The sequence below is a fragment of the Pseudomonas sp. S2_A02 genome (genome assembly GCF_054668495.1).
In genome coordinates this window covers 5,962,982-5,985,141 of sequence record NZ_CP162776.1, presented here as the reverse complement: position 1 = coordinate 5,985,141, position 22,160 = coordinate 5,962,982, and the positions used below count along the sequence as shown (strand labels likewise).

General features: G+C 57.5%; 25 protein-coding genes. 13 read left to right on the top strand and 12 right to left on the bottom strand.

Features of this window, described 5'->3' with window-relative positions; genetic code table 11:
- Positions 1–69 precede the first annotated feature (69 nt).
- Positions 70–657: a TetR/AcrR family transcriptional regulator gene (locus AB4O41_RS27275; protein ID WP_460145407.1), complete on the bottom strand. Its 588-nt coding sequence runs from the start codon at positions 655–657 to the stop codon at positions 70–72.
- Between the two features lie 148 nt (positions 658–805).
- Here AB4O41_RS27275 and AB4O41_RS27270 point away from each other — a divergent pair, with 148 nt between their 5' ends.
- The 4 genes from AB4O41_RS27270 (at position 806) to AB4O41_RS27255 (ending at position 4,793) form a co-directional block, all read left to right on the top strand.
- Positions 806–1,906, top strand: coding sequence for an alkene reductase (locus AB4O41_RS27270; protein ID WP_460145406.1), 1,101 nt, complete (start codon positions 806–808; stop codon positions 1,904–1,906).
- A gap of 70 nt (positions 1,907–1,976) precedes the next feature.
- Positions 1,977–2,765 carry an SDR family NAD(P)-dependent oxidoreductase gene (locus AB4O41_RS27265; RefSeq protein ID WP_460145405.1) on the top strand — a complete coding sequence of 263 codons (789 nt, stop codon included), beginning with the start codon at positions 1,977–1,979 and terminating at the stop codon, positions 2,763–2,765.
- Between the two features lie 91 nt (positions 2,766–2,856).
- Positions 2,857–3,717, top strand: coding sequence for an alpha/beta fold hydrolase (locus AB4O41_RS27260; RefSeq protein WP_460148434.1), 861 nt, complete (start codon positions 2,857–2,859; stop codon positions 3,715–3,717).
- Between the two features lie 77 nt (positions 3,718–3,794).
- Entirely contained in the window at positions 3,795–4,793 is a 999-nt protein-coding gene (locus AB4O41_RS27255) for an NADP-dependent oxidoreductase (RefSeq protein WP_460148433.1), read from the top strand.
- Positions 4,794–5,021: 228 nt separating this feature from the next.
- Here the strand turns inward: AB4O41_RS27255 and AB4O41_RS27250 are convergent, their stop codons facing one another.
- Positions 5,022–5,951 (bottom strand): LysR family transcriptional regulator, encoded by a 930-nt coding sequence (locus tag AB4O41_RS27250; protein ID WP_460145404.1) that lies wholly within the window; start codon positions 5,949–5,951, stop codon positions 5,022–5,024.
- A 162-nt stretch (positions 5,952–6,113) separates the two neighbouring features.
- Between AB4O41_RS27250 and AB4O41_RS27245 the strand changes: the two genes are divergently transcribed.
- On the top strand, positions 6,114–6,872 hold the full coding sequence (locus AB4O41_RS27245; RefSeq protein ID WP_460145403.1) for a sulfite exporter TauE/SafE family protein: 759 nt from the start codon (positions 6,114–6,116) through the stop codon (positions 6,870–6,872).
- 255 nt (positions 6,873–7,127) lie between these two features.
- Complete coding sequence (locus AB4O41_RS27240; RefSeq protein ID WP_460145402.1) at positions 7,128–7,433, top strand: panthothenate synthetase; 306 nt, start codon at positions 7,128–7,130, stop codon at positions 7,431–7,433.
- Positions 7,434–7,603: 170 nt separating this feature from the next.
- Here the strand turns inward: AB4O41_RS27240 and AB4O41_RS27235 are convergent, their stop codons facing one another.
- On the bottom strand, positions 7,604–7,993 hold the full coding sequence (locus AB4O41_RS27235; protein ID WP_460145401.1) for a c-type cytochrome: 390 nt from the start codon (positions 7,991–7,993) through the stop codon (positions 7,604–7,606).
- Between the two features lie 236 nt (positions 7,994–8,229).
- Here AB4O41_RS27235 and AB4O41_RS27230 point away from each other — a divergent pair, with 236 nt between their 5' ends.
- A complete protein-coding gene (locus AB4O41_RS27230) occupies positions 8,230–8,700 on the top strand; it encodes a GNAT family N-acetyltransferase (RefSeq protein ID WP_460145400.1) in 471 nt (156 codons plus the stop codon).
- A 17-nt stretch (positions 8,701–8,717) separates the two neighbouring features.
- Here the strand turns inward: AB4O41_RS27230 and yfcF are convergent, their stop codons facing one another.
- Together yfcF and AB4O41_RS27220 are read right to left on the bottom strand one after the other, a co-directional pair.
- Positions 8,718–9,359, bottom strand: a complete 642-nt coding sequence (gene yfcF / locus AB4O41_RS27225; protein WP_460148432.1) for a glutathione transferase — start codon at positions 9,357–9,359, stop codon at positions 8,718–8,720.
- Positions 9,360–9,462: 103 nt separating this feature from the next.
- Positions 9,463–10,428 carry a GlxA family transcriptional regulator gene (locus AB4O41_RS27220; protein WP_460145399.1) on the bottom strand — a complete coding sequence of 322 codons (966 nt, stop codon included), beginning with the start codon at positions 10,426–10,428 and terminating at the stop codon, positions 9,463–9,465.
- Between the two features lie 111 nt (positions 10,429–10,539).
- On the opposite strand from AB4O41_RS27220, the gene AB4O41_RS27215 reads away from it, so the two are divergent.
- Genes AB4O41_RS27215 through AB4O41_RS27205 form a run of 3 tightly spaced genes read left to right on the top strand, consistent with a single transcriptional unit; the run spans position 10,540 to position 12,208 of the window.
- Entirely contained in the window at positions 10,540–11,112 is a 573-nt protein-coding gene (locus AB4O41_RS27215) for a thioesterase family protein (protein ID WP_460145398.1), read from the top strand.
- A gap of 58 nt (positions 11,113–11,170) precedes the next feature.
- Complete coding sequence (locus tag AB4O41_RS27210) at positions 11,171–11,674, top strand: SLATT domain-containing protein (protein WP_454868674.1); 504 nt, start codon at positions 11,171–11,173, stop codon at positions 11,672–11,674.
- A gap of 48 nt (positions 11,675–11,722) precedes the next feature.
- Positions 11,723–12,208 carry an adenosine-specific kinase gene (locus tag AB4O41_RS27205; protein ID WP_253549600.1) on the top strand — a complete coding sequence of 162 codons (486 nt, stop codon included), beginning with the start codon at positions 11,723–11,725 and terminating at the stop codon, positions 12,206–12,208.
- A gap of 108 nt (positions 12,209–12,316) precedes the next feature.
- Here AB4O41_RS27205 and AB4O41_RS27200 read toward each other — a convergent pair whose 3' ends face one another.
- From AB4O41_RS27200 to AB4O41_RS27190, 3 genes are all read right to left on the bottom strand, one after another.
- Positions 12,317–13,138, bottom strand: coding sequence for a MinD/ParA family protein (locus AB4O41_RS27200; protein WP_460145397.1), 822 nt, complete (start codon positions 13,136–13,138; stop codon positions 12,317–12,319).
- Positions 13,139–13,505: 367 nt separating this feature from the next.
- The gene (locus AB4O41_RS27195; protein WP_460145396.1) at positions 13,506–13,892 is read right to left on the bottom strand and encodes a cupin domain-containing protein; all 387 of its coding nucleotides are present in this window, start codon (positions 13,890–13,892) and stop codon (positions 13,506–13,508) included.
- A 90-nt stretch (positions 13,893–13,982) separates the two neighbouring features.
- Positions 13,983–14,795, bottom strand: a complete 813-nt coding sequence (locus AB4O41_RS27190; protein ID WP_460145395.1) for an AraC family transcriptional regulator — start codon at positions 14,793–14,795, stop codon at positions 13,983–13,985.
- Between the two features lie 251 nt (positions 14,796–15,046).
- Here AB4O41_RS27190 and AB4O41_RS27185 point away from each other — a divergent pair, with 251 nt between their 5' ends.
- Positions 15,047–15,907: a CAP domain-containing protein gene (locus AB4O41_RS27185; protein WP_460145394.1), complete on the top strand. Its 861-nt coding sequence runs from the start codon at positions 15,047–15,049 to the stop codon at positions 15,905–15,907.
- A 187-nt stretch (positions 15,908–16,094) separates the two neighbouring features.
- On the opposite strand, the gene AB4O41_RS27180 is transcribed toward AB4O41_RS27185, so the two are convergent.
- The 3 genes from AB4O41_RS27180 to AB4O41_RS27170 are packed head-to-tail and all read right to left on the bottom strand — an operon-like array spanning position 16,095 to position 19,648.
- Entirely contained in the window at positions 16,095–17,327 is a 1,233-nt protein-coding gene (locus AB4O41_RS27180; RefSeq protein ID WP_460145393.1) for a nucleoside permease, read from the bottom strand.
- A gap of 54 nt (positions 17,328–17,381) precedes the next feature.
- Positions 17,382–18,485 (bottom strand): sugar phosphate isomerase/epimerase family protein, encoded by a 1,104-nt coding sequence (locus AB4O41_RS27175; RefSeq protein WP_460145392.1) that lies wholly within the window; start codon positions 18,483–18,485, stop codon positions 17,382–17,384.
- Positions 18,482–19,648 carry a Gfo/Idh/MocA family protein gene (locus AB4O41_RS27170; protein WP_460145391.1) on the bottom strand — a complete coding sequence of 389 codons (1,167 nt, stop codon included), beginning with the start codon at positions 19,646–19,648 and terminating at the stop codon, positions 18,482–18,484. Before AB4O41_RS27170 ends, AB4O41_RS27175 begins: the two co-directional genes overlap by 4 nt.
- Positions 19,649–19,848: 200 nt before the next feature.
- Here AB4O41_RS27170 and AB4O41_RS27165 point away from each other — a divergent pair, with 200 nt between their 5' ends.
- The gene (locus tag AB4O41_RS27165; RefSeq protein WP_460145390.1) at positions 19,849–20,850 is read left to right on the top strand and encodes a LacI family DNA-binding transcriptional regulator; all 1,002 of its coding nucleotides are present in this window, start codon (positions 19,849–19,851) and stop codon (positions 20,848–20,850) included.
- 10 nt (positions 20,851–20,860) lie between these two features.
- The gene (locus AB4O41_RS27160; protein WP_460145389.1) at positions 20,861–21,358 is read left to right on the top strand and encodes a heme-degrading domain-containing protein; all 498 of its coding nucleotides are present in this window, start codon (positions 20,861–20,863) and stop codon (positions 21,356–21,358) included.
- Positions 21,359–21,497: 139 nt separating this feature from the next.
- On the opposite strand, the gene AB4O41_RS27155 is transcribed toward AB4O41_RS27160, so the two are convergent.
- Positions 21,498–22,151 carry a peroxiredoxin gene (locus tag AB4O41_RS27155; protein WP_038982589.1) on the bottom strand — a complete coding sequence of 218 codons (654 nt, stop codon included), beginning with the start codon at positions 22,149–22,151 and terminating at the stop codon, positions 21,498–21,500.
- Positions 22,152–22,160: the final 9 nt, after the last annotated feature.

Sequence of the window (22,160 nt, the reverse complement as noted above, 5' to 3'; positions counted from 1 at the left end):
TCTCGATGACTGCTTCGGGTTGAGTCCGTCGAAAGCGGCTCTACTTTGTGGCGCAAATCACCCTCCACCCTACGGTTCACTGGCTGACTGCACAGGCAATGAGGCTGTCATCTGAGCGTGGCAAACCTCGAGTATTTCATCGGCCAGAGACGAATCATCCGGACAAGCACGCGATAACATGATCGCGCCGACAGCATGCGCCAGCATGTTGATCATCTTCACTCTCGCGTCCCCAGGTGCCGCATCTGGCCCCGATGGATACTTTTCCCCCAGCGTTTGCAGCGTGCGCTCGATGCCTTCGGCAAACGCCGCCTTCAGCTCGTAAGGCTGGCGCGCAGCGTCGCCACTCAAAGCAGCCATCGTGCAACCGCTGCCGCGCCCGTCCCGGTGATCCCTCGACACATACAAATCGATAAACCCCTGAATATCGAGCGCTTCAGCACTGGCTAGCGATCGGGAAAGGCTGTTGGCGGAGGCTTCAGCCATCAAATCAGCCTTCGAGCCGAAATGTTTGTAGAAACCTCCGTGGGTGAATCCGGCAGCCGCCATGAGGTCCGCCACGCCTACACCGTCAAAACCTCGCTCACGAAACAATACAGAGGCCGTCTCGACGATGTGCTCGCGATTGGCCTGTGCCTGGGCCTTGGTCACTCTCACGTGCAATACCTCGTTTGCGCTTGGAAATCATGCGCCCATGATACATAGATGTTGAACGTAATCAAATTCATTGACAGTTTAGATTTCGATCATCATCCTAATCCCGGACAACAGCGCTATTCATCAACGGGCACGGAAGAAACACCACATGACCGACCAGAATCTGTTCACTCCCTACACGCTGGGCTCCCTGACGCTATCGAACCGAATCGTCCTTGCTCCGCTGACGCGCAACCGTGCAGGCGAAGGCTTCGTGCCAAGCGAGTTCGCTGCCACCTATTACAGTCAACGTGCCTCCGCAGGTCTGCTGATTTGCGAAGCCTCGCAGATTTCCCGGCAGGGCCAGGGCTATCAGGACACTCCCGGGATTTACACGCAGGCGCAGATTGACGGCTGGCGCAGCGTGACCGATGCCGTGCATGCAAAAGGCGGAAAAATTTTCCTGCAGCTGTGGCATGTCGGCCGCGTTTCACACGTTGATCTACAAGAAAACGGTGCAGCTCCAGTGGCACCCTCTGCACTCCGGCCCGCGACCAAAGTGTTCGTCAACAATAGCTTTGTGGACGTTTCCGAGCCGCGAGCGCTGAACATCAGCGAGCTGCCCGGGATCGTCAACGATTTCCGTCAAGCGTCGGCAAATGCTATTGCTGCAGGTTTTGATGGCGTAGAGATTCACGGCGCGAATGGCTATTTGCTGGACCAATTCATCAAGGACGGCGCCAACGTGCGCACCGATGCCTACGGCGGCTCAATCGAAAATCGTGCGCGCCTGTTGCTGGAAGTGACAGCGGCTGTCATAGGCGAGATCGGTGCGGATCGCACAGGCATTCGCCTCTCGCCTGTCTCGCCGGCCAACGGGGTATCGAGCAACGATCCGCAGGCGCAGTGCGATTACATCGTTGACCAGCTCAACGCCCTCGACATTGTTTACCTGCACGTGGTCGAAGGCGCGACTGGCGGGCCGCGTGACGTGGCACCGTTCGATTTCGGAGCCTTGCGCCAGCGCTTCAAAAACACCTACATCGCCAACAACGGCTATGACTTGGATCTGGCGACTTCGCGGCTCGCCGAAGATCAGGCTGATCTGATCGCGTTCGGTCGTCCCTTCATTGGCAACCCCGACCTGGTGGAGCGCCTCCAGATCGGTGCGCCGTTGTCTGCCTTCAATCCCGCCACCCTCTATGGCGGCGGGGCAGCGGGTTACATCGACTACCCGACGATCGCTGAATCGAGCGCTGCTGCGAATTGAGCATGACATGAACGTGCTACCTGTCGCACATCAATCCCTATCGATGTCCTTGAAAAAGAGATAACCCCCCATGAACACTCGCCCTACCGTTCTCATCACTGGCGCCTCCACCGGAATAGGCGCGGTTTACGCCGAACGCTTTGCCCAACGCGGGCACGATCTGATCCTGGTCGCCCGTGACAATGTACGTCTGGAAACACTGGCAACGAAGTTGCGCAGTGAACACAACGTCGCCATTGATGTGCTTCAGGCTGACTTGACCCGACTCAGCGACTTGACGACCGTCGAAGCACGCCTGCGCGATGACGCTCGTATTGGCATTCTCGTCAATAACGCCGGTGCGGCGCAGTCCGGCAATTTCATCGACCAGAGCACCGACAGTGTCGCGCACCTGGTCGCCCTTAACACCACGGCGCTGGTGCGGCTCGCCAGTGCCATCGCCCCACGCCTGGCCAAAGCGGGTGACGGCGCGATTATCAATATCGGCTCGGTGGTGGGGCTGGCTCCGGAATTCGGCATGTCGGTGTACGGAGCAACAAAGGCGTTTGTGCTGTTCCTGTCCCAAGGGCTGAGTCTGGAACTTTCACCCCAAGGCGTTTACGTGCAAGCCGTACTGCCTGCAGCCACCCGCACAGAGATCTGGGATCGCGCCGGCATCGACATCAATACCTTGAGCGAACTCATGGAAGTGGGTGATCTGGTCGATGCCGCATTGGTCGGCTTCGATCGTCGCGAGCCGGTGACCATTCCACCGCTGCATGAAGGAGAGCGCTGGGATGCCCTTCAAACAGCGCGTCAGGGCCTGCTGTCGCAGATAAGGCAGTCCGCTGTTGCGCAACGATACAAAGCTCAGGCGTGACCTTTTTGTAGCAGGCCGGCTTCGCCTCGATGCAGGAGCGAATGCAAGTGCGTCGAGTGCGCGCAATCTGTACGGAGTGAAAATCACCCTCATGGATACAAAAAAACGATTTGGATCGCAGGCGCCGTTCGTCAAGGCCGCGAACCAATCGATCACGGTTGACGGGACTCCATTCGTCTATCGTGACATGGGACCCAAGACTGAGGTGCCGCTGGTTGTGTTCAATCATTGGGGCGCGGTGCTGGACAACTTTGATCCCAGGATCGTCGACGGGCTGGCAAAAACGCGGCGTGTCATCACCACCGACTACCGCGGCATCGGTGGCTCGGGTGGAACCGCGCCACTGACCGTCGATGAAATGGCTAACGATGCAATTGGGCTGATTCATGCGCTGGGTTTTGACAAGGTCGACCTGCTCGGTTTTTCACTGGGCGGATTCGTCGCTCAGGACATCGCCCTGAAGGCTCCCGGACTTGTACGCAGAATGATTCTCGCCGGGACCGGACCTGCCGGTGGCGCAGGTATCGACAGGGTCGGTTCGGTGGCATGGCCATTGATGATCAAAGGCTTGCTGACGCTGCGAGATCCCAAGTTCTACCTGTTCTTTACCTCGACGGCCAACGGCCGCCAAGCTGCGTCGGAGTTTTTGAAACGTCTGAAAGAACGCCAGAAAGATCGAGACAAAGGCGTAACGCCCACCGCTTTTCTACGGCAGTTGAGAGCCATCGTCGCGTGGGGCAAACAGGCGCCACAGGACCTCGGCCGCCTGAGAATCCCGGCACTGATAGCCAACGGAGACAAAGACATCATGGTGCCCACAGTCAACTCGATCGTGCTGGCGAACCGCATTCCCAATGCGCAATTGATCATTTACGAAGATGCCGGGCATGGTGGAATTTTCCAACATCATGCTGATTTTGTGGCAAAGGCTTTGGCGTTCCTCGATGCCTGACAGCAATGAGTTTTATCGCACCAACTTTGCAGGGAACCCTTCCCTCCCTCATTCGAACTGACGAGAGCAGCATCATCATGAAGGCATTTTTTATCGACCGCTACGGCAAGCAGAATGGGCATATAGGCGAAGTGCCCGACCCTTCGGTAGGTGTCCATGACGTCCTGGTTCAAGTGCATGCCGCAAGCGTGAACCAGTTGGACTCGAAGATCTGTACTGGCGAATTTAAACTGATCCTGCCCTATTCATTTCCGCTGGTGCTGGGCAATGATCTGGCCGGAATCGTGGTTCGGACAGGCTCGGCGGTGAAGCGATTCAAACCAGGAGACGAAGTCTATGCACGTCCGCCTGAGGAACGGATCGGGACTTTTGCTGAACTGATTGCTGTGAACGAAAACGCGCTCGCGCTGAAACCCTCAAATATCAACATGGCTGAAGCCGCTTCCATCCCCTTGGTCGCTCTGACGGCCTGGCAGGCGCTGGTTGAAACCGGTCACTTGAAAAAGGGCCAGAAGATATTGATTCACGCCGGATCCGGCGGTGTCGGCACCATTGCCATCCAACTCGCCAAACACCTCGGAGCCTTTGTTGCGACCACCACGAGCACCCCGAATGTCGAGTGGGTGAAGGCACTGGGGGCGGACGTGGTCATCGATTACAAACAGCAGAACTTCGAAAGCGAGTTACGCGATTATGACGTGGTATTGAACAGCCTGGGCGCCGATGTACTGGAGAAATCGCTCAAGGTTCTGAGGCCTGGCGGCCAGCTCATTTCCATTTCGGGACCGCCGACGGCGCAGTTCGCCCAAGAGCAGGGATTGTCCTGGGGGTTGAGGCAAATCATGCGCCTGTTGAGCAGCGGTATTCGAAGAAAGGCACGCAAGCAGGGTGTCGGCTATTCATTTTTGTTTATGCGCGCAAATGGCACGCAACTACAAGAAATCACCACGCTCATCGAAGCAGGCGTTATCAAACCGGTCATTGATCGATCCTTTTCCTTTGAATTAACGGCAGATGCTTTGAGGTATGTCGAACAGGGCAGATCAAAAGGCAAGGTCACCATCAAGATCAAATAAGTACTTACATAAAATGCCAGTAGACAAAGCGCATCCTGCCAAGCATCAGAATCCGTCACCGGAACCCATTGAGCCTGCCCCGCAAAACCCCAATGAAAAGGAACAGCTGCAACCGAATCTCACGCCTGTAGAACCGCAGACAATCATTTGGCGTAGCTTGATGCTTGAGCAGTAATGAGGAATGGTACGGGGTTCGCCGTTGAACAGATATTGCAGGGGGTAGTTGCGCTAAAACGTCACCGCATGCTTTCGATCAAGGCTGTCGCCAAAGCCACGGATCACTTCCAACAACGACTTCACCCGCAGCGGTAGATTCCCGGCCGGGTACACCGCGTGCATCTGCGGGCTCTCGCCGCTGCTGGAGGTGAGCTTGTACTCGGGACACACCCGCAGCAGGCGCCCCGCTTTCACTTCGGGCTCCGCCATCCAGTCCGCCAGACGGGCGATCCCGACGCCCGCCAGGGCCGCTTGGAATACCGCCAAACCGGAGCTGAAACGAAACTGTGGATGAACCCGAAAGCTGATGGCCTGCTCATCACTGCGAAAATTCCACTCCTTGAGAATCCGCGGCGCCGTATGCAGGATCAGCGAGTGCGCCTCCAGCGCCTCAATGGAATCGGGGATCCCGCGCCGCTCCAGATACCCGGGGCTGGCATACAGGTAACGTGAATAATTCCAGAGCGGATAGCCGATCAGGTCACTGGATTGCGCAAACGCACCGCGGATCGAGAAGTCCAGCTTGCTCTTGGCCGGGTCGATGGTCTCATCGGTGAAAATCACATCGACATTCACGTCTGGATAACGCTCGCTGTACTGCGCGATCAATCGGGGCAATACCCCGTGTCCGAGAAACTCGGGGGCGGAAAAGCGGATCCAGCCGCAGGCCAGGCCGCTGAGACCGGCCAGGTCTTCATCCGCCTCACGTTGCAGATCCAGCATTTTGTAAGCGTGAGGCATCAAGCGCTCACCCGCTTCGGTCAAGCTCACGACATTGGAGGAGCGATTGAATAACTTGACCCCGACACTTTCCTCCAGGGCTTGAATGGCACGGGTCAGCGCACTGGGGGAGCGCCCCAGAGTACGCGCCGCCGCGATGAAGCTGCGCTTGCGCGCCACCGTCGCAAAGGCTTCAAGTTCTCCCAACATATTCAATGCCACTGACCACCTCATTGCACTTTTCACAACGTGGCATTGCAACACAAAAAAAGCGCTTCCGTTAACCTTCCCGTTCGACTCACCAGGACGCAGGCAAGCCGATGCGATGAATCACATCGAAACCGCTGGCCCCTCACCCACCCTTCATCGTCAGAGCCTGATTTCATGGTCGATATTGTCATCCTTTGCGTATTCGCCTTCGCCGCCGGCCTGATCGATGCAGCTGTGGGCGGCGGCGGACTGATCCAGATACCCGCGCTGTTTAACGTGCTGCCCACGGCGCAACCGGCGGCGCTGTTAGGTACCAATAAGGTTGCGGCAGCGTGCGGCACCGCATTTGCGGCTCGGTCCTTCGTACGCAAGGTGGTGATCGACTGGGGCCTGGTGATCCCGGCCGCCTGCGCGGCCTTTGTCATGGCCTTCTTCGGAGCGGCCACGGTGTCGTTCGTACCCCAGTCGATGATCCGGCCGGCGGTGCTGGTATTGATCGTGCTCATGGCGATCTACACCTTCTGGAAAAAGGACTTCGGCGCCCTGCACAAGCCCATGCGCATCGGCACCAAGGAAAAACTGCTGGCGATCGTCATCGGCGGTGCCATCGGCTTCTACGACGGACTGTTCGGTCCCGGCACTGGCAGCTTCCTGATCTTCCTGTTTATCCGCTGCTTCGCCTTCGACTTCCTTCATGCCTCGGCGTCGGCCAAGCTAGTGAACATCGCGACCAACGTAGCGGCGCTGATGTTCTTCATTCCGACGGGTAACGTGCTCTACCTGATCGCAATTCCCATGGCGGCATTCAACATCCTGGGTGCACTGACCGGCACCTGGCTGGCGGTTCATAAAGGCGTGCCCTTTGTCCGGGCTCTGTTCCTGGTGTTGCTGGGGATTCTGATCAGCAAATTGTCCTACGACCTGTTCCTGTAAACCTGAAGAAGCATCGGGGAAAATTCTTCAGCCCGCAGACGGAGTTCCGTCTAAGCGTTCAAGACGGATTGCGAGGAGCTGCGAACTCGAACCAGGGGAGAATAACCGTCCGTAACTCTGCCCCGGCAACCTCGAACCCTTCGCTATTCTTAACCACACACCACCGCTGGCACGGCTGAATGCACGGCTTGCGGCATCATCGTCAGGAGTAAGGATCCGGGTAAGGAGCACGCCACCTCAACAGAGTATCGAATAATGAAAATGCTACTGATGGTCGAGTTTCCCCATGAACCTTTCAACGCACTTGTCAGGTCCGGGAAAATCGGCGAAATCATGAACCGCGTGCTGGAAACCATTAAGCCGGAGGCGACTTATTTCACTGAGCAGGATGGAATGAGAAGTGGAATTTTTCTGATCGATATAGAAGACCCTTCCGAAATTCCCGGCTATGCCGAACCCTTCTTTCTCAACTTTCAGGCCAACTGCAAACTGCGTGTGGTCATGAGTGCGCAGAACCTGCAAGACGCTGGTCTGGAGGAGCTCGGTAAAGCATGGGCGTGAGGTGCGATCAATGAGTGAGAAACCTGTGGCGAGGGAGTTTATTCCCGCTTGAGTGCGTAGCACTTACAAAAATCGGCAAATGGCGGTCGGATTTTGGGGCCGCTACGCAGCCCAGCGCGAGCAAGCTCGCTCGCCACACGGCACTCCAACAGCAGGTTGATAAGCACAGATTATTGCGGCTGAAATGTCTGAAGGTAGGCCAACAGGTTTTCGATCTTCTCCGGATCGCTGAGCCCCCAGAAAATCATCCGGGTTCCGGGGACTACTTCTTTTGGCGCTTCGATATAGGCGGTGAGTGTTTCGCGGGTCCAGATGATGCCTGATGATTTCATCGCGGTTGAGTACTGGTAGTCCGTCGTGCTTCCCGCAGAGCGCCCGAAGATGGCATTGAGCTGCGGCCCAAAAGAACCCCGTGCCGAAGTCCCTACTTGATGACAACCGCCACAGATACGGTTAAATAGCTTCTGACCGGCTTCAGCATCTCCCGCCGCTTCGGCTTGCATGCTGAAGAACCCGACATTGAGCATCAAGGCGAAAATGAGTACGGCGGCGTTTCTCATGTAGCGCTCCAAATCAGGTGTAGCTGGCAGCAAAAACGGGCGGCTATTTCATCATGACTGGCTGCTACACCGAAGCCTTGAAATTAATCTAATCGAGCGCCAGTCCCCGAAATTTTGCGGCCAGGTGATCCGGCAGTCCACATCACTGTATTGAGTGACTCGCATTTGGCGCCGGCAAGAGCGACTTATCCAGCGCTCTATACTGATTCCCCGTGATTATAATTAGAGCGCAGACGATGTCCGTCATACCTGATCAAAATCCTCCAGTCATCCTGGTCGCGGCTCAACAAAGCGATTTGGACAATCTTGTGGCCATTCGAATTGAGGCCATGCGCGAAAGTCTGGAACGTATTGGGCGATTTGATCCGGTGCGTGCCCGTGAGCGCTTTCTCAACGGTTTTGATCCCCGCAACACGCGTCACATTGAGGTGGCCGGTAAGCGGATCGGTTTTGTTGTGGTCAAGCATCACCTGAAAGAACTGCTGCTTGACCACTTGTATGTGAGACCGAATGCTCAGGGATCAGGAATAGGTTCTGCAGTCCTCATGCAGATTTTCAAAGAAGCGGACGCCGCCGCGCACCCTATCAGGGTAGGCGCTCTCAAAGAGAGCGCTTCGAATCGGTTTTACATCCGTCATGGCTTCCAATTCGTCGAAAGCGGCGAGTTCGACAATTACTATGTTCGTCCAGTTGCTCCTGCGACCTAAAACAATGCGTACGGCGACTACAGCGCAGGACGCTGCAGTTTGACCCACTCCTGTACCGTAGGCCGCTGCCATTGACGCTGCGCGTATTCCACCAGCACGGGGGACACGGCGTCGCCATTGAGTATCAGCCGGTTGAGCATCAAGGCCAGGTCCACATCGGCGATCGACCATTGCCCGAACAGGTACTCGCGGCCGTCAGCCAGCAGCGCTTGTGCAGCACTTATCAGCTTGCGCGCGGCCGACTCGGCAACGGGCGACAAGGGCGCTGATTTGAGGCCATAAAAAACCACCAGCGTGGATCGTTCCTGCCGAATGGGCAGCAGGTCACTGCGCAGCCACGCCTGGACTTGTCGTGCCTTCGCACGCTGCATCAAGTCTTGCGGGTAGACCGGCGTCTGGGGGAAAACGTCTTCCAGGTATTCAGTGATCGCCGACGATTCAGACAAGGCAAAGTCGCCATGCACCAGTGTCGGTACGCGCTGGGTCAGTGAGAGGCTGGCATAGTCTTCTGACTGGTTTTCGAGCGCGTCGAGATCCAGCGGGCGCAGTTCGAATTCGATGCCCTTTTCGCGAAGGGCCACGAAAACCGACATGGCATAGGGGCTGGTGAATTGAGCATCAACGTACAGACGCAGGCAGGAATCATTCACGGCGGTCATCTCCATATGGTGAGCAGACACGCTACGAGATCCAATGCCATAAAGAAAATGCATGATTCTTATGGGGGCATTCCTGAACGGAATACCTGCGATTGACAGCAGCTCAGCTCGCACCCGGTTGAAACTTCTTCCGGTAAGCCGCTGGAAGCAGGCCCACTCGCTGCCGAAAAAGCCTGCGAAAGGAATTGCCATCCTCGTAACCGACTTTGTAAGTGATGCTGTCCAGCGTCATTCGTGTTGATTCAAGAAGCTGCTTTGCCCTCTCCACGCGTAGCGCTTGCAGGTAGGTCAGCGGCGTGTAACCAGTGGCGTCCTTGAAACGCCTTTTGAAGTTCCTGACGCCAAACCCGAATCGCTGGGCCACGTCATTGATCAACAGTGGCTGATGGAAGTTATCCTCCAACCAATCTTGAACGCGCAGGATATCGCCATCCCCATGGTTCTTCGGCAGTGACCACATGACATAGACCGATTGCTCGCTGCGCACGTTGTCGACCAGCAAGTATTTGCCACACTTCTGCGCCAGCTCCAGTGAAGCGAACCGACGGATGAGGTGCAGCAAAAGATCCATGGCTGCACTCGCGCCCCCGCAGGTGATGACGCGATTGTCCTCGCAGAGGATCTGCGCCTCCTCCAGACAGACCGCGCAATACCGACGGCGAAAAAGATCGGCAAAGGCCCAGTGCGTGGTGGCACGAATACCGTCCAGCATTCTCGCCTCGGCCAGCATGAACGTCGCCGTACACATTGAAGCCACAACGGCACCTTGCGCATGCTGTTGGCGCAGCCACGGCCCATAACCTGCAAATGCAGGCAAGGCATCCTTCAGGGTGAAGAGGAACCCCGGGATTACCACCAGATCGGTTCGGCAGATTTCGGCGATGGATCGGTCTACGCGTAGCGTCTGCCCGCCCCACGCGGCGACATCACCGCCATCCAATGAGGCGACGACCACATCAAATGGCGCGCTGGTGGTGTCGGAGAACAGGTTGGCGGCACTGAGCACCTCCAGCGCCAAGGTGGCGCTGGCGGCGGAACATTGATCAGCCAGTAGCAGAGTAACGTGCATGAATGAATGATCCGGATTGCGCTTTTCGCATGAAAAAAGTCATTTGTGCACCTACCTTATCCGATTTCTCCGCCCTAAAGTGCACCGCTCTACTCAGCCCTCGGCGTATTTATGAATCTCTGGTTTCGACTGTTCCTGATGCTGTTTCGTCGCCCATGGCGCAAGCCGGTTGATGGGCTGGCCACTACCGTCATCCGCATGCGCGTCTGGCCGCTCGATCTTGACCTCAACCGGCACGTCACCAATGGCCGTTATTTCACGATGGCCGACATAGGCCGCATGGACTTCGTCCTGCGCAGCGGTGCCTATCGAGTGGCCCTGCGCCATAGAGCTGTGCCGATTGTTGGGGATATCTGGGGCAAGTTTCGGCGGGAGCTGAAGCTGTTCGAATCGTTTGAGATTCATACCCGAATACTCGGCTGGGACGATAAATGGAGCTTTATGGAACACCGCTTCGTGAGCAAAGGACGCGTGATTGGCGTCGTCATCATGCGGGGGCTGTTCCGCGCGGCCAAAGGCACGGTCTCACCTGCCGAGTTTGTCCGGGAGCTGGGATTGGCTGAACGGTCACCCGAGATGTCGCCGTGGCTGACAGCCTGGTCGCAGAGCTGCGACGACATGAGTCGCCAGCTGCGAGAGGAAGAAGGCCTGGCGCCTCAACTTCATCCTGTCTGCGAACCCTAACAGGCGGCCAAATAGAAGCTAATATTCCTCTGAATCCCCCCTGCCAAGGACTGCAACCATGAGCCGGCTCGAGCTACTGACCAAATGGAATCGCATGATCGTTCGGTTGCAGATTGAACATGAAATCAGTGCCCGGGATTTCGAGAAGTTCAGCTGGAAACTGGGTATCCCCTGCGTTGTTCTGTCGGCGATTGTCAGCGCCAGCGTCTTTGGTTCGATCAGTGACTCCTCGCCCGTATGGCTCCAATACGTAGCCGGCGTCTTGTCACTCCTGACCCTGGTGTTGAGTTCGGTTCAGACCTTCCTGAACTTTGACACCCGGGCTGCCGGGCACAAAGACACCGCCGAGAAACTCGGGGCGATATCTCGTGAGATTCAGGACGAAATCGCCAGCGGCAAGGACGAGGCTATCCTGGGCCCAATCGTTTTTGACATCCGCAAGCGCATTGATTCGATTCTTCTTGATGCGCCGACCTTGCCTAAGTCGACGATAAGAAAACTGGGTGAAGTTCGCGTCTACCCAGAGACACCGCCAGCAGAGCAAGACACCGTCCCGGCTTGATCAGAGGCCAGACGCTGGTTCGCAGCATCGTGAAAGGAGGCGTTTGAAATGCAACTCATCACGTTGAAAATCGACAAGCCGCAAGAGACGAACTTCATTTTGGGCCAGACGCACTTCATCAAGTCCGTCGAGGACATCCACGAAGCGTTGGTCAACGCCGTGCCAGGTATTCAGTTTGGCGTGGCCTTTTGTGAAGCCTCCGGCAAATGCCTGGTGCGATGGTCCGGCACCGATACCGCCATGATCGAACTTGCACAGAAAAATGCGCAAGCCATTGCCGCGGGCCATAGCTTCATCATTTTCCTGGGCGACGGTTTCTATCCACTGAACGTGTTGAACACCGTCAAAATGGTTCCAGAGGTGTGCCGTATTTTTTGTGCGACAGCCAATCCAACTGAGGTGATTGTTGCTGAGACGGAACAGGGGCGCGGGATTTTGGGCGTGGTGGATGGCTTCTGTGCCAAAGACATAGAAGGCGATGAAGACATTCTGTGGCGCAAGAACTTGTTGCGGCAGATCGGCTACAAGTTGTGATTTGAGTCTGGTTTTGAGTCAGTGAGAAACCTGTGGCGAGGGAGCTCGCCACAAAGGCAGGCATGACTGATGAGCGCTTAAGTGAACAACATTACAAGGCCTTGAGGCTCACCTGCCCGAATTCTGCACGAGTTGCTCAACAAAGAATTCCACATGCCCTCTCGGATGAGTCGGCAAAGGCCAGGTGTCGACGTTGTGAGCCAGGGCCTGGAAGGCTTGAGCACATTTGGAACGGGGGAAAGCTTCAAACACTGCACGCCCCTTCTGCACGGCTTTGTGCGCACATTCATCGTTGGGTATTGCGCCGACGTATTGCAACGAGACATCCAGGAACATGTCGGTAATCTTTTCCAGCTTGGCAAACAGATTGCGGCCTTCCGCCGGACTTCCTGTCATGTTGACCAACACCCGAAAACGATGCAGACCGTAGTTCAGGTTGAGCAGTTTGATCAGCCCGTAGGCGCCGCTGATTGAGGTGGGTTCATCACACACGACCACCATCACTTCCTGCGCCGCGCGGATGAAGTTGACCACTGAGCCACCGATACCGGCGGCCGTATCGATCACCAGCACATCCAGCTTATCGCCAATATCGCTAAAGGACTGGATCAGCGCACGGTATTGAGCAGGCTCCAGATGAATCATGCTCTGCAAGCCAGAAGAGGCCGGGGCAACACGAATGCCTCCGGGTCCTGGCAACAATGCCTCGGACAGCTCGCAACGCCCTTCAATGACATCGGCCAGTGTATAGCGCGGGGTCAGCCCCAACAGAATATCGATATTCGCCAGGCCCAGATCGGCGTCCAGCAATACGACGCGCCGCCCCATTTTGGCCAGCGCCAACGAAAGGTTGACCGCCACCGTTGTCTTGCCCACGCCACCTTTACCGCCAGTTACAGCGATAACTTGCACGCAATGCACATCATCCATTTTGTCTTCCCTTCCTTGCGCATCGTGTGCCAGTACGTCATGGCCACCGTCCAGATGCCGCAAGAATAGCTGAAAAGCGCGAAATAGCCGCGTTGTCTTCCGACGAGAGGCACTTCGCCACCTGTCATCGAGCCTTTTCAACGAAAACGCCGCAAATTCATTGAGTCAGAGAATGACACTGCGCGCCTGAACGCTTGCTGGCAGATGTACCGATAGAGCCTCAAAGCCCTCATCAATAATGCACTTCGCTGGGCCAGATCATGGGCGAACACCCGTCCTTCTACAGCAACCTGTTCGGCAGCTATTTTGCCGTTAAGGCGCCTGAGCCCTGCTCCCCCATACAAAAATGGAGAAAATACTGAAGCGTCTAAATCCAGACATCATTGATTGCGGTTCTTTCTCCCTCCTGATCGCCGGTATTCAGCACGCCACGCGGCTCGATCAGTAACATCTTCACCTCTCGCTCGGCATAAGGCTTGTGTTCGACGCCCTTGGGGACAACGTACATTTCTCCCTGCCGGACCACGACGGTGCCCTCTCGAAGATCAATGCGAAGCTCGCCTTCGAGGATGATGAAGGTTTCATCGGTGTCGGCGTGTGAATGCCAGACAAAGTCGCCTTCGATTTTCACTACCTTGAACTGGTAATCGTTCATTTCGGCAATGACCTTGGGCGCCCATTGCTCGCTGAACAAAGCAAATTTTTCAGCAAAGTTAATCGCGGTACAGGTAGTCACGCCAAGTTGGGAATGCATTTGAGTCGCCCTCACTAGCCAAGTTATCGAGGTCTGACTTTAGGAGAGGATCAGCACTGCGTATTGCATGATTGTGCAAGTCGAGCGCCCTTAAACCAGGCCCAGCCTTTTCATCCATCGACCGGGTGAGACACCGTAGGTCTGGACGAATTGACGCGTCATGTGGCTTTGATCGAAAAAACCTGCGGATACGGCCGCCTCCGCCATCGAGTGGCCCCCGAACATCAGTGCTCTTGCCAGATCGAGGCGTCGTTGAGTCATGTAACGATAGGGGCTCGTACCGTACAGCGCACGAAAATCACGGCTCAGGCTCCAGCGGTCTCGACCACTCGCCTGCGCTAACTCCTCCAGGGTAATGACTCGATCCAGCGACTCATGGATCAACGCACGCGCGCGTTCGGCCGCTGCGAAATCAAACGACTTGCGCCGCCCGCGTTGCCCCGAGTTCGCATCCAGCGCCTGCGCGAGATCGTAAATGGCATCGTCTTCTTCCAGGGGCTCGATGCAAGCGTCGAGGTTTTGCAGCAGCACCTGGGTCGCGGCATAAAGCCGTGGGTCGCTCGATATACCACCCTCGATGAAGGGCAAGGGTTTGCCGCCTAATACTTGCTGAATCAAAGCGGGTTCGATGTAGATCATCCGATAATGAAAACCCGCTTCGGTGCCGGCTTCACCGTCATGCAATTCGTCCGGATGCAAAACGACGGTTTTCCCGGGCAGGCTGTGACGCTTGGTGTTGCGGTACTGGAAGCTTTGAACACCTGACAGCGTTCGTCCGATGGCGTACGTGTCGTGGCGATGCGGGGTAAACCCATGGCCGCCAAAAAAGGCTTCGATGCGCTCCATCTTCAACGGCTGAGCCGAGCGCTTTACCCAGTCTTTGTCACCCCTGGTTTTCGTCATGTCCCTGTACCTCTGAAGGATGTCGGTACGGTACCAGCCAGCGCGGCTGATGTCCCCGGCGGACTGACCAATGCATGCCTGAATCAGCCCCCACGACGGCGCCGCTAAATTTGTCTCTTCCCCTCGTGAACCAGTCTTCAGACCCGCAGTCTTAGCCGTGCCGTAAAAGAAGCTCACCCAACGAAGCGCTCCTACGGTCATTGCTCGTTCCTACCCCCCTATCGCCGTCATCTCATCAGAGCTGTCCGTTCATGCGCCCAACCGTCCGCCGCTGTCGCTTTGTTTCTCTGTGCCTGATGCCTTTGCTCCCGCTACTCGCCAGCCCCGCCCATGCCAGTGGGGAGCGGCAACTGGTGGAAGTCATCAACGACTACCGCGCCGATCCTGATCGCTGTGCGGGGCGTACGGTCAAGCCGTTGCGGCCGTTGTCGCTGAAATCGAACCTGGCGTTGCCGGTAGGCTATGGCGGCGGTTTGCGGAGTGCCTTGAAGGCCAACGGCTATCAAGCGGTGACGGTGCGCACCATTCGCGTGGTCGGCGCGCAAGATGCCGATGAGGCGTTTGACATGCTTGAGAGCGACTATTGCGGGGCGTTGCTCGATACTCAGTTCGCCGATATTGGCGTCACTCGCTCCCGTAGCGAATGGCAGGTGGTGCTGGCGCAACCGGTGCTCGACGGACGTGTTGGCGATTCGCGAGAAGCGGGCAAGGCGTTGCTGGCACAGGTCAATGCGGCACGGGCCAGGCCGCGCCTGTGCGGGCGCCAACGCTTTGCCGCCGCACGACCGTTGACCTGGAATGCCGCCCTGGGGGCCGCCGCGCAAGGGCACAGTAAAGCGATGGCCTACGGCAATTACTTTGCTCACCGCGATCCCGACGGTGATATGCCATTGGATCGGGCCAAAGCCGCCGGCTATCGAGGCCGGCAGATTGGCGAAAACATCGCCGCCGGGCAAAGCTCACCGAACAAAGCGATGGCCGGCTGGCTGGCCAGCCCCGGGCATTGCGCCAACCTGATGAACCCGATGTTTACCCAAGTGGGCGCGGCCTATGCCGCCGATTCACGCAGTGATGAGGGTGTTTATTGGACGATGCTGTTTGGCGCACCTTGAGTGAAGCGCGTTCCATAACCCCTGAAATGCCAGTCGATTAATCGCAAACCCTGTGGGAGCGGGCTTGCTCGCGAAGACGGCGGCACGAGCAACATTGATGTCGCCTGACCCACCGCTTTCGCGAGCAAGCCCGCTCGCACGGTTGTGCACCTTTACTGACCGGTGTTCTTCAGACTCGGGTCATGATTCAAATACTCGACGGCGCTGCCACGCTTTGCCGCCCTTTGAAGGCCAGCGAAAAACAGAAAAATATCGCCAACGCGAACCCTGCCGGGAACAGCCAGATGTTTTTCCATTGGTGGCTGTCAGCCGACGCATAGTGATCGGTGACCGCCCCGGCCACCCAAAAGCCAATCAGCATGCCCAAGCCGTACGTCGCAAGCGTGATCAGCCCTTGCGCGGAGCTTCTGAAACGCTCCGAGGCTTTGGCATCGGTGTAGATCTGCCCCGAAACAAAGAAGAAGTCATAGCAGATGCCATGCAAGGCGATGCCAGTGAACAACATGAACGCGAGGTCCCCGTTGTTGCCGTAGGCGAACAACAGGTAGCGCAACGCCCACGCCAGCATCCCCACCAGCAGCGCGATCTTGATGCCGAAACGCTGGATGAACAGCGGCAGGAGCAACATGAACAGCACTTCCGAGACCTGCCCGATCGCCATCTTGGCGGTTGGGTTGGTCACGCCGATTTCCGCCAGAAACGGGTTGGCATTCTGGTAATAAAACGCCAACGGAATGCAGATCAAAATAGAGGCGATGAAGAACACCAGGTAACTGCGATCCTTCAACAAACCCAAGGCGTCCAGCCCCAGCATTTGCTTTAAGCCGACACTGCCCGGCTCAGGTTTGAGCGGCGCGGTGCGCGGCAGGCTGAAGCTGTAGAGCCCGAGTACAAGGGAGGCGATGGCCGACATCAGAAACGTATTGCGCAAGCCACCGGATGAGATCGCTTGTTGCGAATCCCAGGCAAACACAAAGCTGATCACCACACCCGCGACAATCCAGCCGATAGTGCCCCACACTCTGATCCGCGAGAACTCCAGGGCCGGGTCGCGCATCTGCCGGAACGCCACCGAATTCACCAACGCCAGCGTCGGCATGTAAATCATCATGTAGGCCAGCACGAACGGGTAAAACGCGCTGAAGTCAGGCGTTCGATAGAGTTGCAACAGCAGCACCGCGCCGATCAGATGCAACACCGCAAGAATGCGCTCGGCATTGAAGTAGCGGTCGGCAATCAACCCGATCACAAAGGGCGCGATGATCGCGCCCCAGGACTGCGTCGAGAACGCCATTCCAATCTGCCCACCACTGGCCCCCAGGTTACTGGAGAGGAAGGTGCCTAGGGTTACGAACCATCCGCCCCAGATAAAGAACTGCAGGAACATCATTACGCTTAATCGCGCAGTCATCGTGGTCATATCAGTCACCGTCTTATTGTTTTTTTGCGGAGAGAGGAACGAACAAGGTTGTATTCAGGCGTCGGGCAAACCCAGCAATCGACGATTGAAACCTTCGTCGGACGTCACGCTGGCGAAATCGTCGAACGCCTTTTGAGTCTTGGTGATCATGTGCTGTCGGATAAAGGCCGCTCCTTCTGCGGCGCCCTGCTCCGAATCCTTCAGGCAACACTCCCATTCCAGAACCGCCCAGCCGGTAAAGTCGTACTGCGTCAATTTGCTGAAAATCGATTTGAAATCGATCTGCCCATCACCCAAAGAACGGAAGCGGCCAGGCCGATCGACCCAACCTTGATAACCGCCGTAGACACCCGAGCGAGCATCGGGCCGGAACTCGGCGTCCTTGACGTGGAACATGCGGATACGCTCGTGATAGCGATCGATGAAACCCAGATAGTCCATTTGCTGAAGCAGCAAATGACTCGGGTCGTAGAGGATCGCGGCGCGCGGATGGTGATCGACGGCCTCAAGGAAACGCTCGAACGAGGCGCCATCGTGCAGGTCTTCACCGGGATGGATCTCGTAGCAGAGGTCGACGCCGGCGTGCTCGAAACAATCGAGAATCGGCAACCAGCGCTTGGCGAGCTCGGCAAACCCCTGCTCGACCAGACCGCTCGGGCGTTGCGGCCACGGGTAGACATAGGGCCAGAGCAGCGCACCGGAAAACGTCGCGTGCGCCTTCAGCCCCAAGCGTTGGCTGGCGCGCGCGGCGAGCTTCAACTGATCGATGGCCCACTCGGTGCGCGCCTGAGGCTGGCCGCGTAAATGCGCGGGGGCGAAGTCATCGAACAACGTATCGAACGCCGGATGCACCGCCACCAGTTGGCCCTGCAAATGCGTCGACAGCTCGCTGATTTCGACACCTGCCTGGGCGCAGACGGCTTTCAACTCATCACAGTAATCCTGACTGTCGGCGGCGCGCGCCAGGTCGATGTATTGCGTGCCCAGGGTCGGCAATTGAATGGCTTTGTAACCCTGCCCTGCGGCCCAGCGGGCAATGTTGGCGAGCGTGTCGAAGGGCGCTTCGGCGGACATGAACTGCGCGAGAAAAATACCCGGGCCGCGCAGGCCTGTCGGTGTTGGGGAGGTGTGGTTCACGGGAGGGTTCTCCGGATTCATGGGTTGCAGACCAGTTCGGTCCACTTCGCGTCGCCGCGATGATTGGCGATCACTGCTTCGATGAACGCCATGCCACGCAACCCGACGTCGATGCCCGGCACGCCAGGGGCATCGTTGCCTTCGACGTTGCTGCGGATCGCGGTGGCGAAATCACCATAGAGATTGGCCATGGCCTCGAGATACCCTTCGGGATGCCCGGCAGGCAAACGCATGCGCTGGCTGGCGGCCTCGCACAACCAAGGCTGGCCGACACCGGAACGAAGGATGCTCAACGGTTGATCGAGGGAACGATGGATCAGGCTCGCGGGCTCTTCCTGACGCCACTCCAACCCGCCCTTGTCGCCATAGACGCGGATCTTCAACGGGTTCTCTTCGCCGGCGCAGACCTGGCTGGCGATCAACACCCCGCTGGCCCCGGCGGCCATCTTGAACAGCATCGCCGCGTCATCGTCCAGCTGCCGCCCGGCAATGTGCGAACCCAAGGTTGCGCACACCTGTTCGATGGGTTGGTCCACGACGAATTCAGCGAGTGAAAAGGCATGGGTGCCAATGTCGCCAATGCAGCCGCCCAGCCCGGACTGCTCGGGCTGATCGCGCCAACTCGCCTGCTTGTTGCCCTGCCCGGCCACATCCCGACTCAGCCAGCCCTGCGGGTACTCGACGATGACCTTGCGCACAGCGCCGATCACGCCGGTACGCACCATCTTGCGCGCCTGCCAGACCATTGGATAACCCAGATACGTGTGGGCCAGCCCATAGAGGCGGTCGCTGCTTTTCACCACTGCCTTGAGCGCCAAAAGCTCGGACAGATTGAGTGCCGCGGGCTTTTCGCTGAACACATGAAAACCCGCGCTCAATGCCTGGCTGGCAATCGGCGCGTGCAAGTGATTGGGCGTGACAATGACCAACAGCTCCATGCGCTGGTCGGCCGGCAATGCGCGCTCGCTATCGAGCATCTGCTGCCAGTCGCCGTAGCAGCGTGAGGCGGACAATCCCAGCGCAGCGCCAGTGTCCTGATTGTTGCGGGCGTCTCGGCTGAATGCACCGCACACCAGTTCAAAACGGCCATCGAGGCCGGCGGCCTGGCGGTGGGCTTTGCCGATGAAAGCGCCCTCGCCGCCCCCGACAAACCCCATTCTTATTTTTGCCGTTGCAACGTTCATCGCGAATTTTCTCTTGTTCGGGGCGGATTAGCGCTCAGGATTGACTATGATGTAACCGGTTACATACTGCCGGAAATTTAAGCTCAGTTACTTCGGGTGTCAAACCCGGGATTAACAATGAAGGTCATTTCAGCGCACGGCCGGACTGCGGTAAGCTCGCCGGCCATGTGTACATCTGCCGGTTCGATAACGAGGTCGTCTTGTCCAATATCCGTGAAGTAGCCCGGCTGGCCGGCGTCTCGGTGGCCACCGTGTCCAGAACGCTGAAGTCGCCCGAGCGCGTACTCCCCGAAACCCGGGACAAGGTCAACGCAGCCGTGGAACAGGCCGGCTACCGGCCGAACCTCATGGCCGTGCAGTTTCGTTCGCGCAGAACCGGCAACCTGGTGATTCTGGTCCCGGCCATCGCCAACACGTTTTTTGCACGAGTGATCAGCGGTGCCCAACAGGCGGCACAGGCGGCCGGTTACCGACTGTTGTTGTGCGACACCCAGGGCCGCGAGGAAATCGAACGGGAATTTGCCGCGCTGGTGTATGCCCATCAGGCCGACGGCGTGATTCAGTTGCGCGCCTACGATCCTTTTGAATCGCCCTTCCCCAATGGTGAGTCACCGCCCTTGGTCAACGCCTGCGAGGTGATTCAAGGCGGGCGGCACCCGACGATCAGCCTCGACAACCGGGCAGCGGCCAAGGCCATGACGGAGCATCTGATCGATCTGGGTCATCGCCGGATCGGCCTGATCAAAGGCCCGAAAAGCAGCCCACTCACACGCGACCGTGTGGCCGGTTATCAAGATGCATTGCACCAGGCCGGTATCGAGTCAGACCCACAATTGATCTGCCACGGGGACTTCACGTTGCAGGCCGGTTTTGATGGCGCGGGAATGTTGCTGGATTTGGCCGACCGTCCGACCGCGTTCTTTTGCGAAAACGATGAAATGGCGATCGGTGCATTGAAGCGCATCAAACAACAGGGTTTGCGGGTACCCGACGATATTTCGTTGGTCGGTTTCGATGACATTCCGTTCGCGGCCTACTGTGATCCGGCGTTGACGACCATCGCGCAACCCGCCGAAATCTTTGGCCAAAAGGCCGTTGAAATGCTGATCGCCCTCATTGAAAAAAAGCCCATCCCGGAGCGCCATGTGGTGCTGCCGTTCACATTAACCGTGCGTAACAGTACGACCGCCCGAAAGGGATGAGGGAGAAATCATGGACATCAAAACCGACCTGCAACGCATCGCGCTCCAGGAAGAAACCCTGAGGTTCGAGCGCTTCGACAAAGCGACGGCCTGGGACTTGGGCACCCGTTTGAAAAGCGCCTGCGAGGAGCAAGGCGTGTCCGCCACGATTGAGGTCAGGCTGGCGCGGGATACCGTGTTTTTCTACTCGATGCCGGGAACCTCCGCCAGCAATACCGACTGGGCACGACGCAAGCGAAATGTCGTGGAACTGATGGAACTCAGCTCATACCGCGTAGGCCTGTCCTTTAAGCTTCAGGGCGATTCACTCGAAGGTTTGATGGGGTTGCCGCTGCGTGATTATGCCGATCATGGCGGCAGCTTCCCGGTGTCGGTCAAGGGCGTGGGGTGCATTGGCGCCGTTACCGTTTCAGGGCTGCCCCAGCGTGAGGATCATGCCCTGGTGGTTCAGGTGTTGGCCCAGATGTGCGGGGCCGACCCGAGCGAACTCGCACTCGAGGGCGAGTAACACCTGTGGGAGCGGGCTTGCTCGCGAAGGCGACGGCATAGTCAACATTGATGTCGCCTGACACACCGCTTTCGCGAGCAAGCCCGCTCCCACATGGATTTCGCTTAATTGACTGGCATTGTGTCTCCCAACAGATCGGTTACTTCGGTTGCGCCACCGTGCGCAAATAAGGTTTCACCGTTTTGAAGCCATCCGGATATTTCTTCCTGGCGTCCTCATCGGAAACCGAAGTGGGAATGATCACGTCCTCGCCCGGACGCCAGTTCACCGGGGTAGCGACGGTGTGCTTGGCGTTCAATTGCAAAGAATCGAGCAGTCGCAGCACTTCATCGAAGTTGCGCCCGGCGCTCATCGGGTAGATCAGCATCGCCTTGACCTTTTTGTCCGGGCCGATGATGAACACTGAACGCACCGTAGCGTTGTCCACGGCAGTCCGTGCGCCGCCACTGGCATTCGGATGAATCATGTCGTAGAGCTTAGCCACCACCAGGTTCTCGTCCCCGATCATCGGATAGTTGACCGCATGCCCTTGGGTCTCTTCGATGTCTTTGGCCCAGGTCTGGTGATTACTGACAGGGTCGACGCTGAGCCCGACGATCTTGGTGTTGCGTTTATCGAACTCTGGCTTGAGCCCTGCCATGTAGCCGAGCTCAGTGGTGCACACCGGGGTGAAGTCCTTGGGGTGCGAAAACAGAATCGCCCACTTGTCGCCGATCCACTCGTGGAAATGCAGCGGGCCTTCGGTGCTTTCGACGGTGAAGTCCGGTGCTTCGTCGCCAATACGGATTGCCATGTTCGTTCT

Bases quoted from the DNA above. Each gene is read 5' to 3' on its own strand.
- AB4O41_RS27215 (WP_460145398.1), top strand. From the start codon at position 10,540: ATGAATCTCTGGTTTCGACTGTTCCTGATGCTGTTTCGTCGCCCATGG.
- AB4O41_RS27230 (WP_460145400.1), top strand. From the start codon at position 8,230: ATGTCCGTCATACCTGATCAAAATCCTCCAGTCATCCTGGTCGCGGCT.
- yfcF (WP_460148432.1), bottom strand. From the start codon at position 9,359: ATGACCGCCGTGAATGATTCCTGCCTGCGTCTGTACGTTGATGCTCAA.
- AB4O41_RS27255 (WP_460148433.1), top strand. From the start codon at position 3,795: ATGAAGGCATTTTTTATCGACCGCTACGGCAAGCAGAATGGGCATATA.
- AB4O41_RS27160 (WP_460145389.1), top strand. From the start codon at position 20,861: ATGGACATCAAAACCGACCTGCAACGCATCGCGCTCCAGGAAGAAACC.
- AB4O41_RS27220 (WP_460145399.1), bottom strand. From the start codon at position 10,428: ATGCACGTTACTCTGCTACTGGCTGATCAATGTTCCGCCGCCAGCGCC.
- AB4O41_RS27210 (WP_454868674.1), top strand. From the start codon at position 11,171: ATGAGCCGGCTCGAGCTACTGACCAAATGGAATCGCATGATCGTTCGG.
- AB4O41_RS27170 (WP_460145391.1), bottom strand. From the start codon at position 19,648: ATGAACGTTGCAACGGCAAAAATAAGAATGGGGTTTGTCGGGGGCGGC.
- AB4O41_RS27200 (WP_460145397.1), bottom strand. From the start codon at position 13,138: ATGGATGATGTGCATTGCGTGCAAGTTATCGCTGTAACTGGCGGTAAA.
- AB4O41_RS27245 (WP_460145403.1), top strand. From the start codon at position 6,114: ATGGTCGATATTGTCATCCTTTGCGTATTCGCCTTCGCCGCCGGCCTG.
- AB4O41_RS27190 (WP_460145395.1), bottom strand. From the start codon at position 14,795: ATGACGAAAACCAGGGGTGACAAAGACTGGGTAAAGCGCTCGGCTCAG.
- AB4O41_RS27270 (WP_460145406.1), top strand. From the start codon at position 806: ATGACCGACCAGAATCTGTTCACTCCCTACACGCTGGGCTCCCTGACG.
- AB4O41_RS27155 (WP_038982589.1), bottom strand. From the start codon at position 22,151: ATGGCAATCCGTATTGGCGACGAAGCACCGGACTTCACCGTCGAAAGC.
- AB4O41_RS27205 (WP_253549600.1), top strand. From the start codon at position 11,723: ATGCAACTCATCACGTTGAAAATCGACAAGCCGCAAGAGACGAACTTC.
- AB4O41_RS27240 (WP_460145402.1), top strand. From the start codon at position 7,128: ATGAAAATGCTACTGATGGTCGAGTTTCCCCATGAACCTTTCAACGCA.
- AB4O41_RS27185 (WP_460145394.1), top strand. From the start codon at position 15,047: ATGCGCCCAACCGTCCGCCGCTGTCGCTTTGTTTCTCTGTGCCTGATG.
- AB4O41_RS27195 (WP_460145396.1), bottom strand. From the start codon at position 13,892: ATGCATTCCCAACTTGGCGTGACTACCTGTACCGCGATTAACTTTGCT.
- AB4O41_RS27175 (WP_460145392.1), bottom strand. From the start codon at position 18,485: ATGAATCCGGAGAACCCTCCCGTGAACCACACCTCCCCAACACCGACA.
- AB4O41_RS27235 (WP_460145401.1), bottom strand. From the start codon at position 7,993: ATGAGAAACGCCGCCGTACTCATTTTCGCCTTGATGCTCAATGTCGGG.
- AB4O41_RS27265 (WP_460145405.1), top strand. From the start codon at position 1,977: ATGAACACTCGCCCTACCGTTCTCATCACTGGCGCCTCCACCGGAATA.
- AB4O41_RS27180 (WP_460145393.1), bottom strand. From the start codon at position 17,327: ATGACCACGATGACTGCGCGATTAAGCGTAATGATGTTCCTGCAGTTC.
- AB4O41_RS27260 (WP_460148434.1), top strand. From the start codon at position 2,857: ATGGATACAAAAAAACGATTTGGATCGCAGGCGCCGTTCGTCAAGGCC.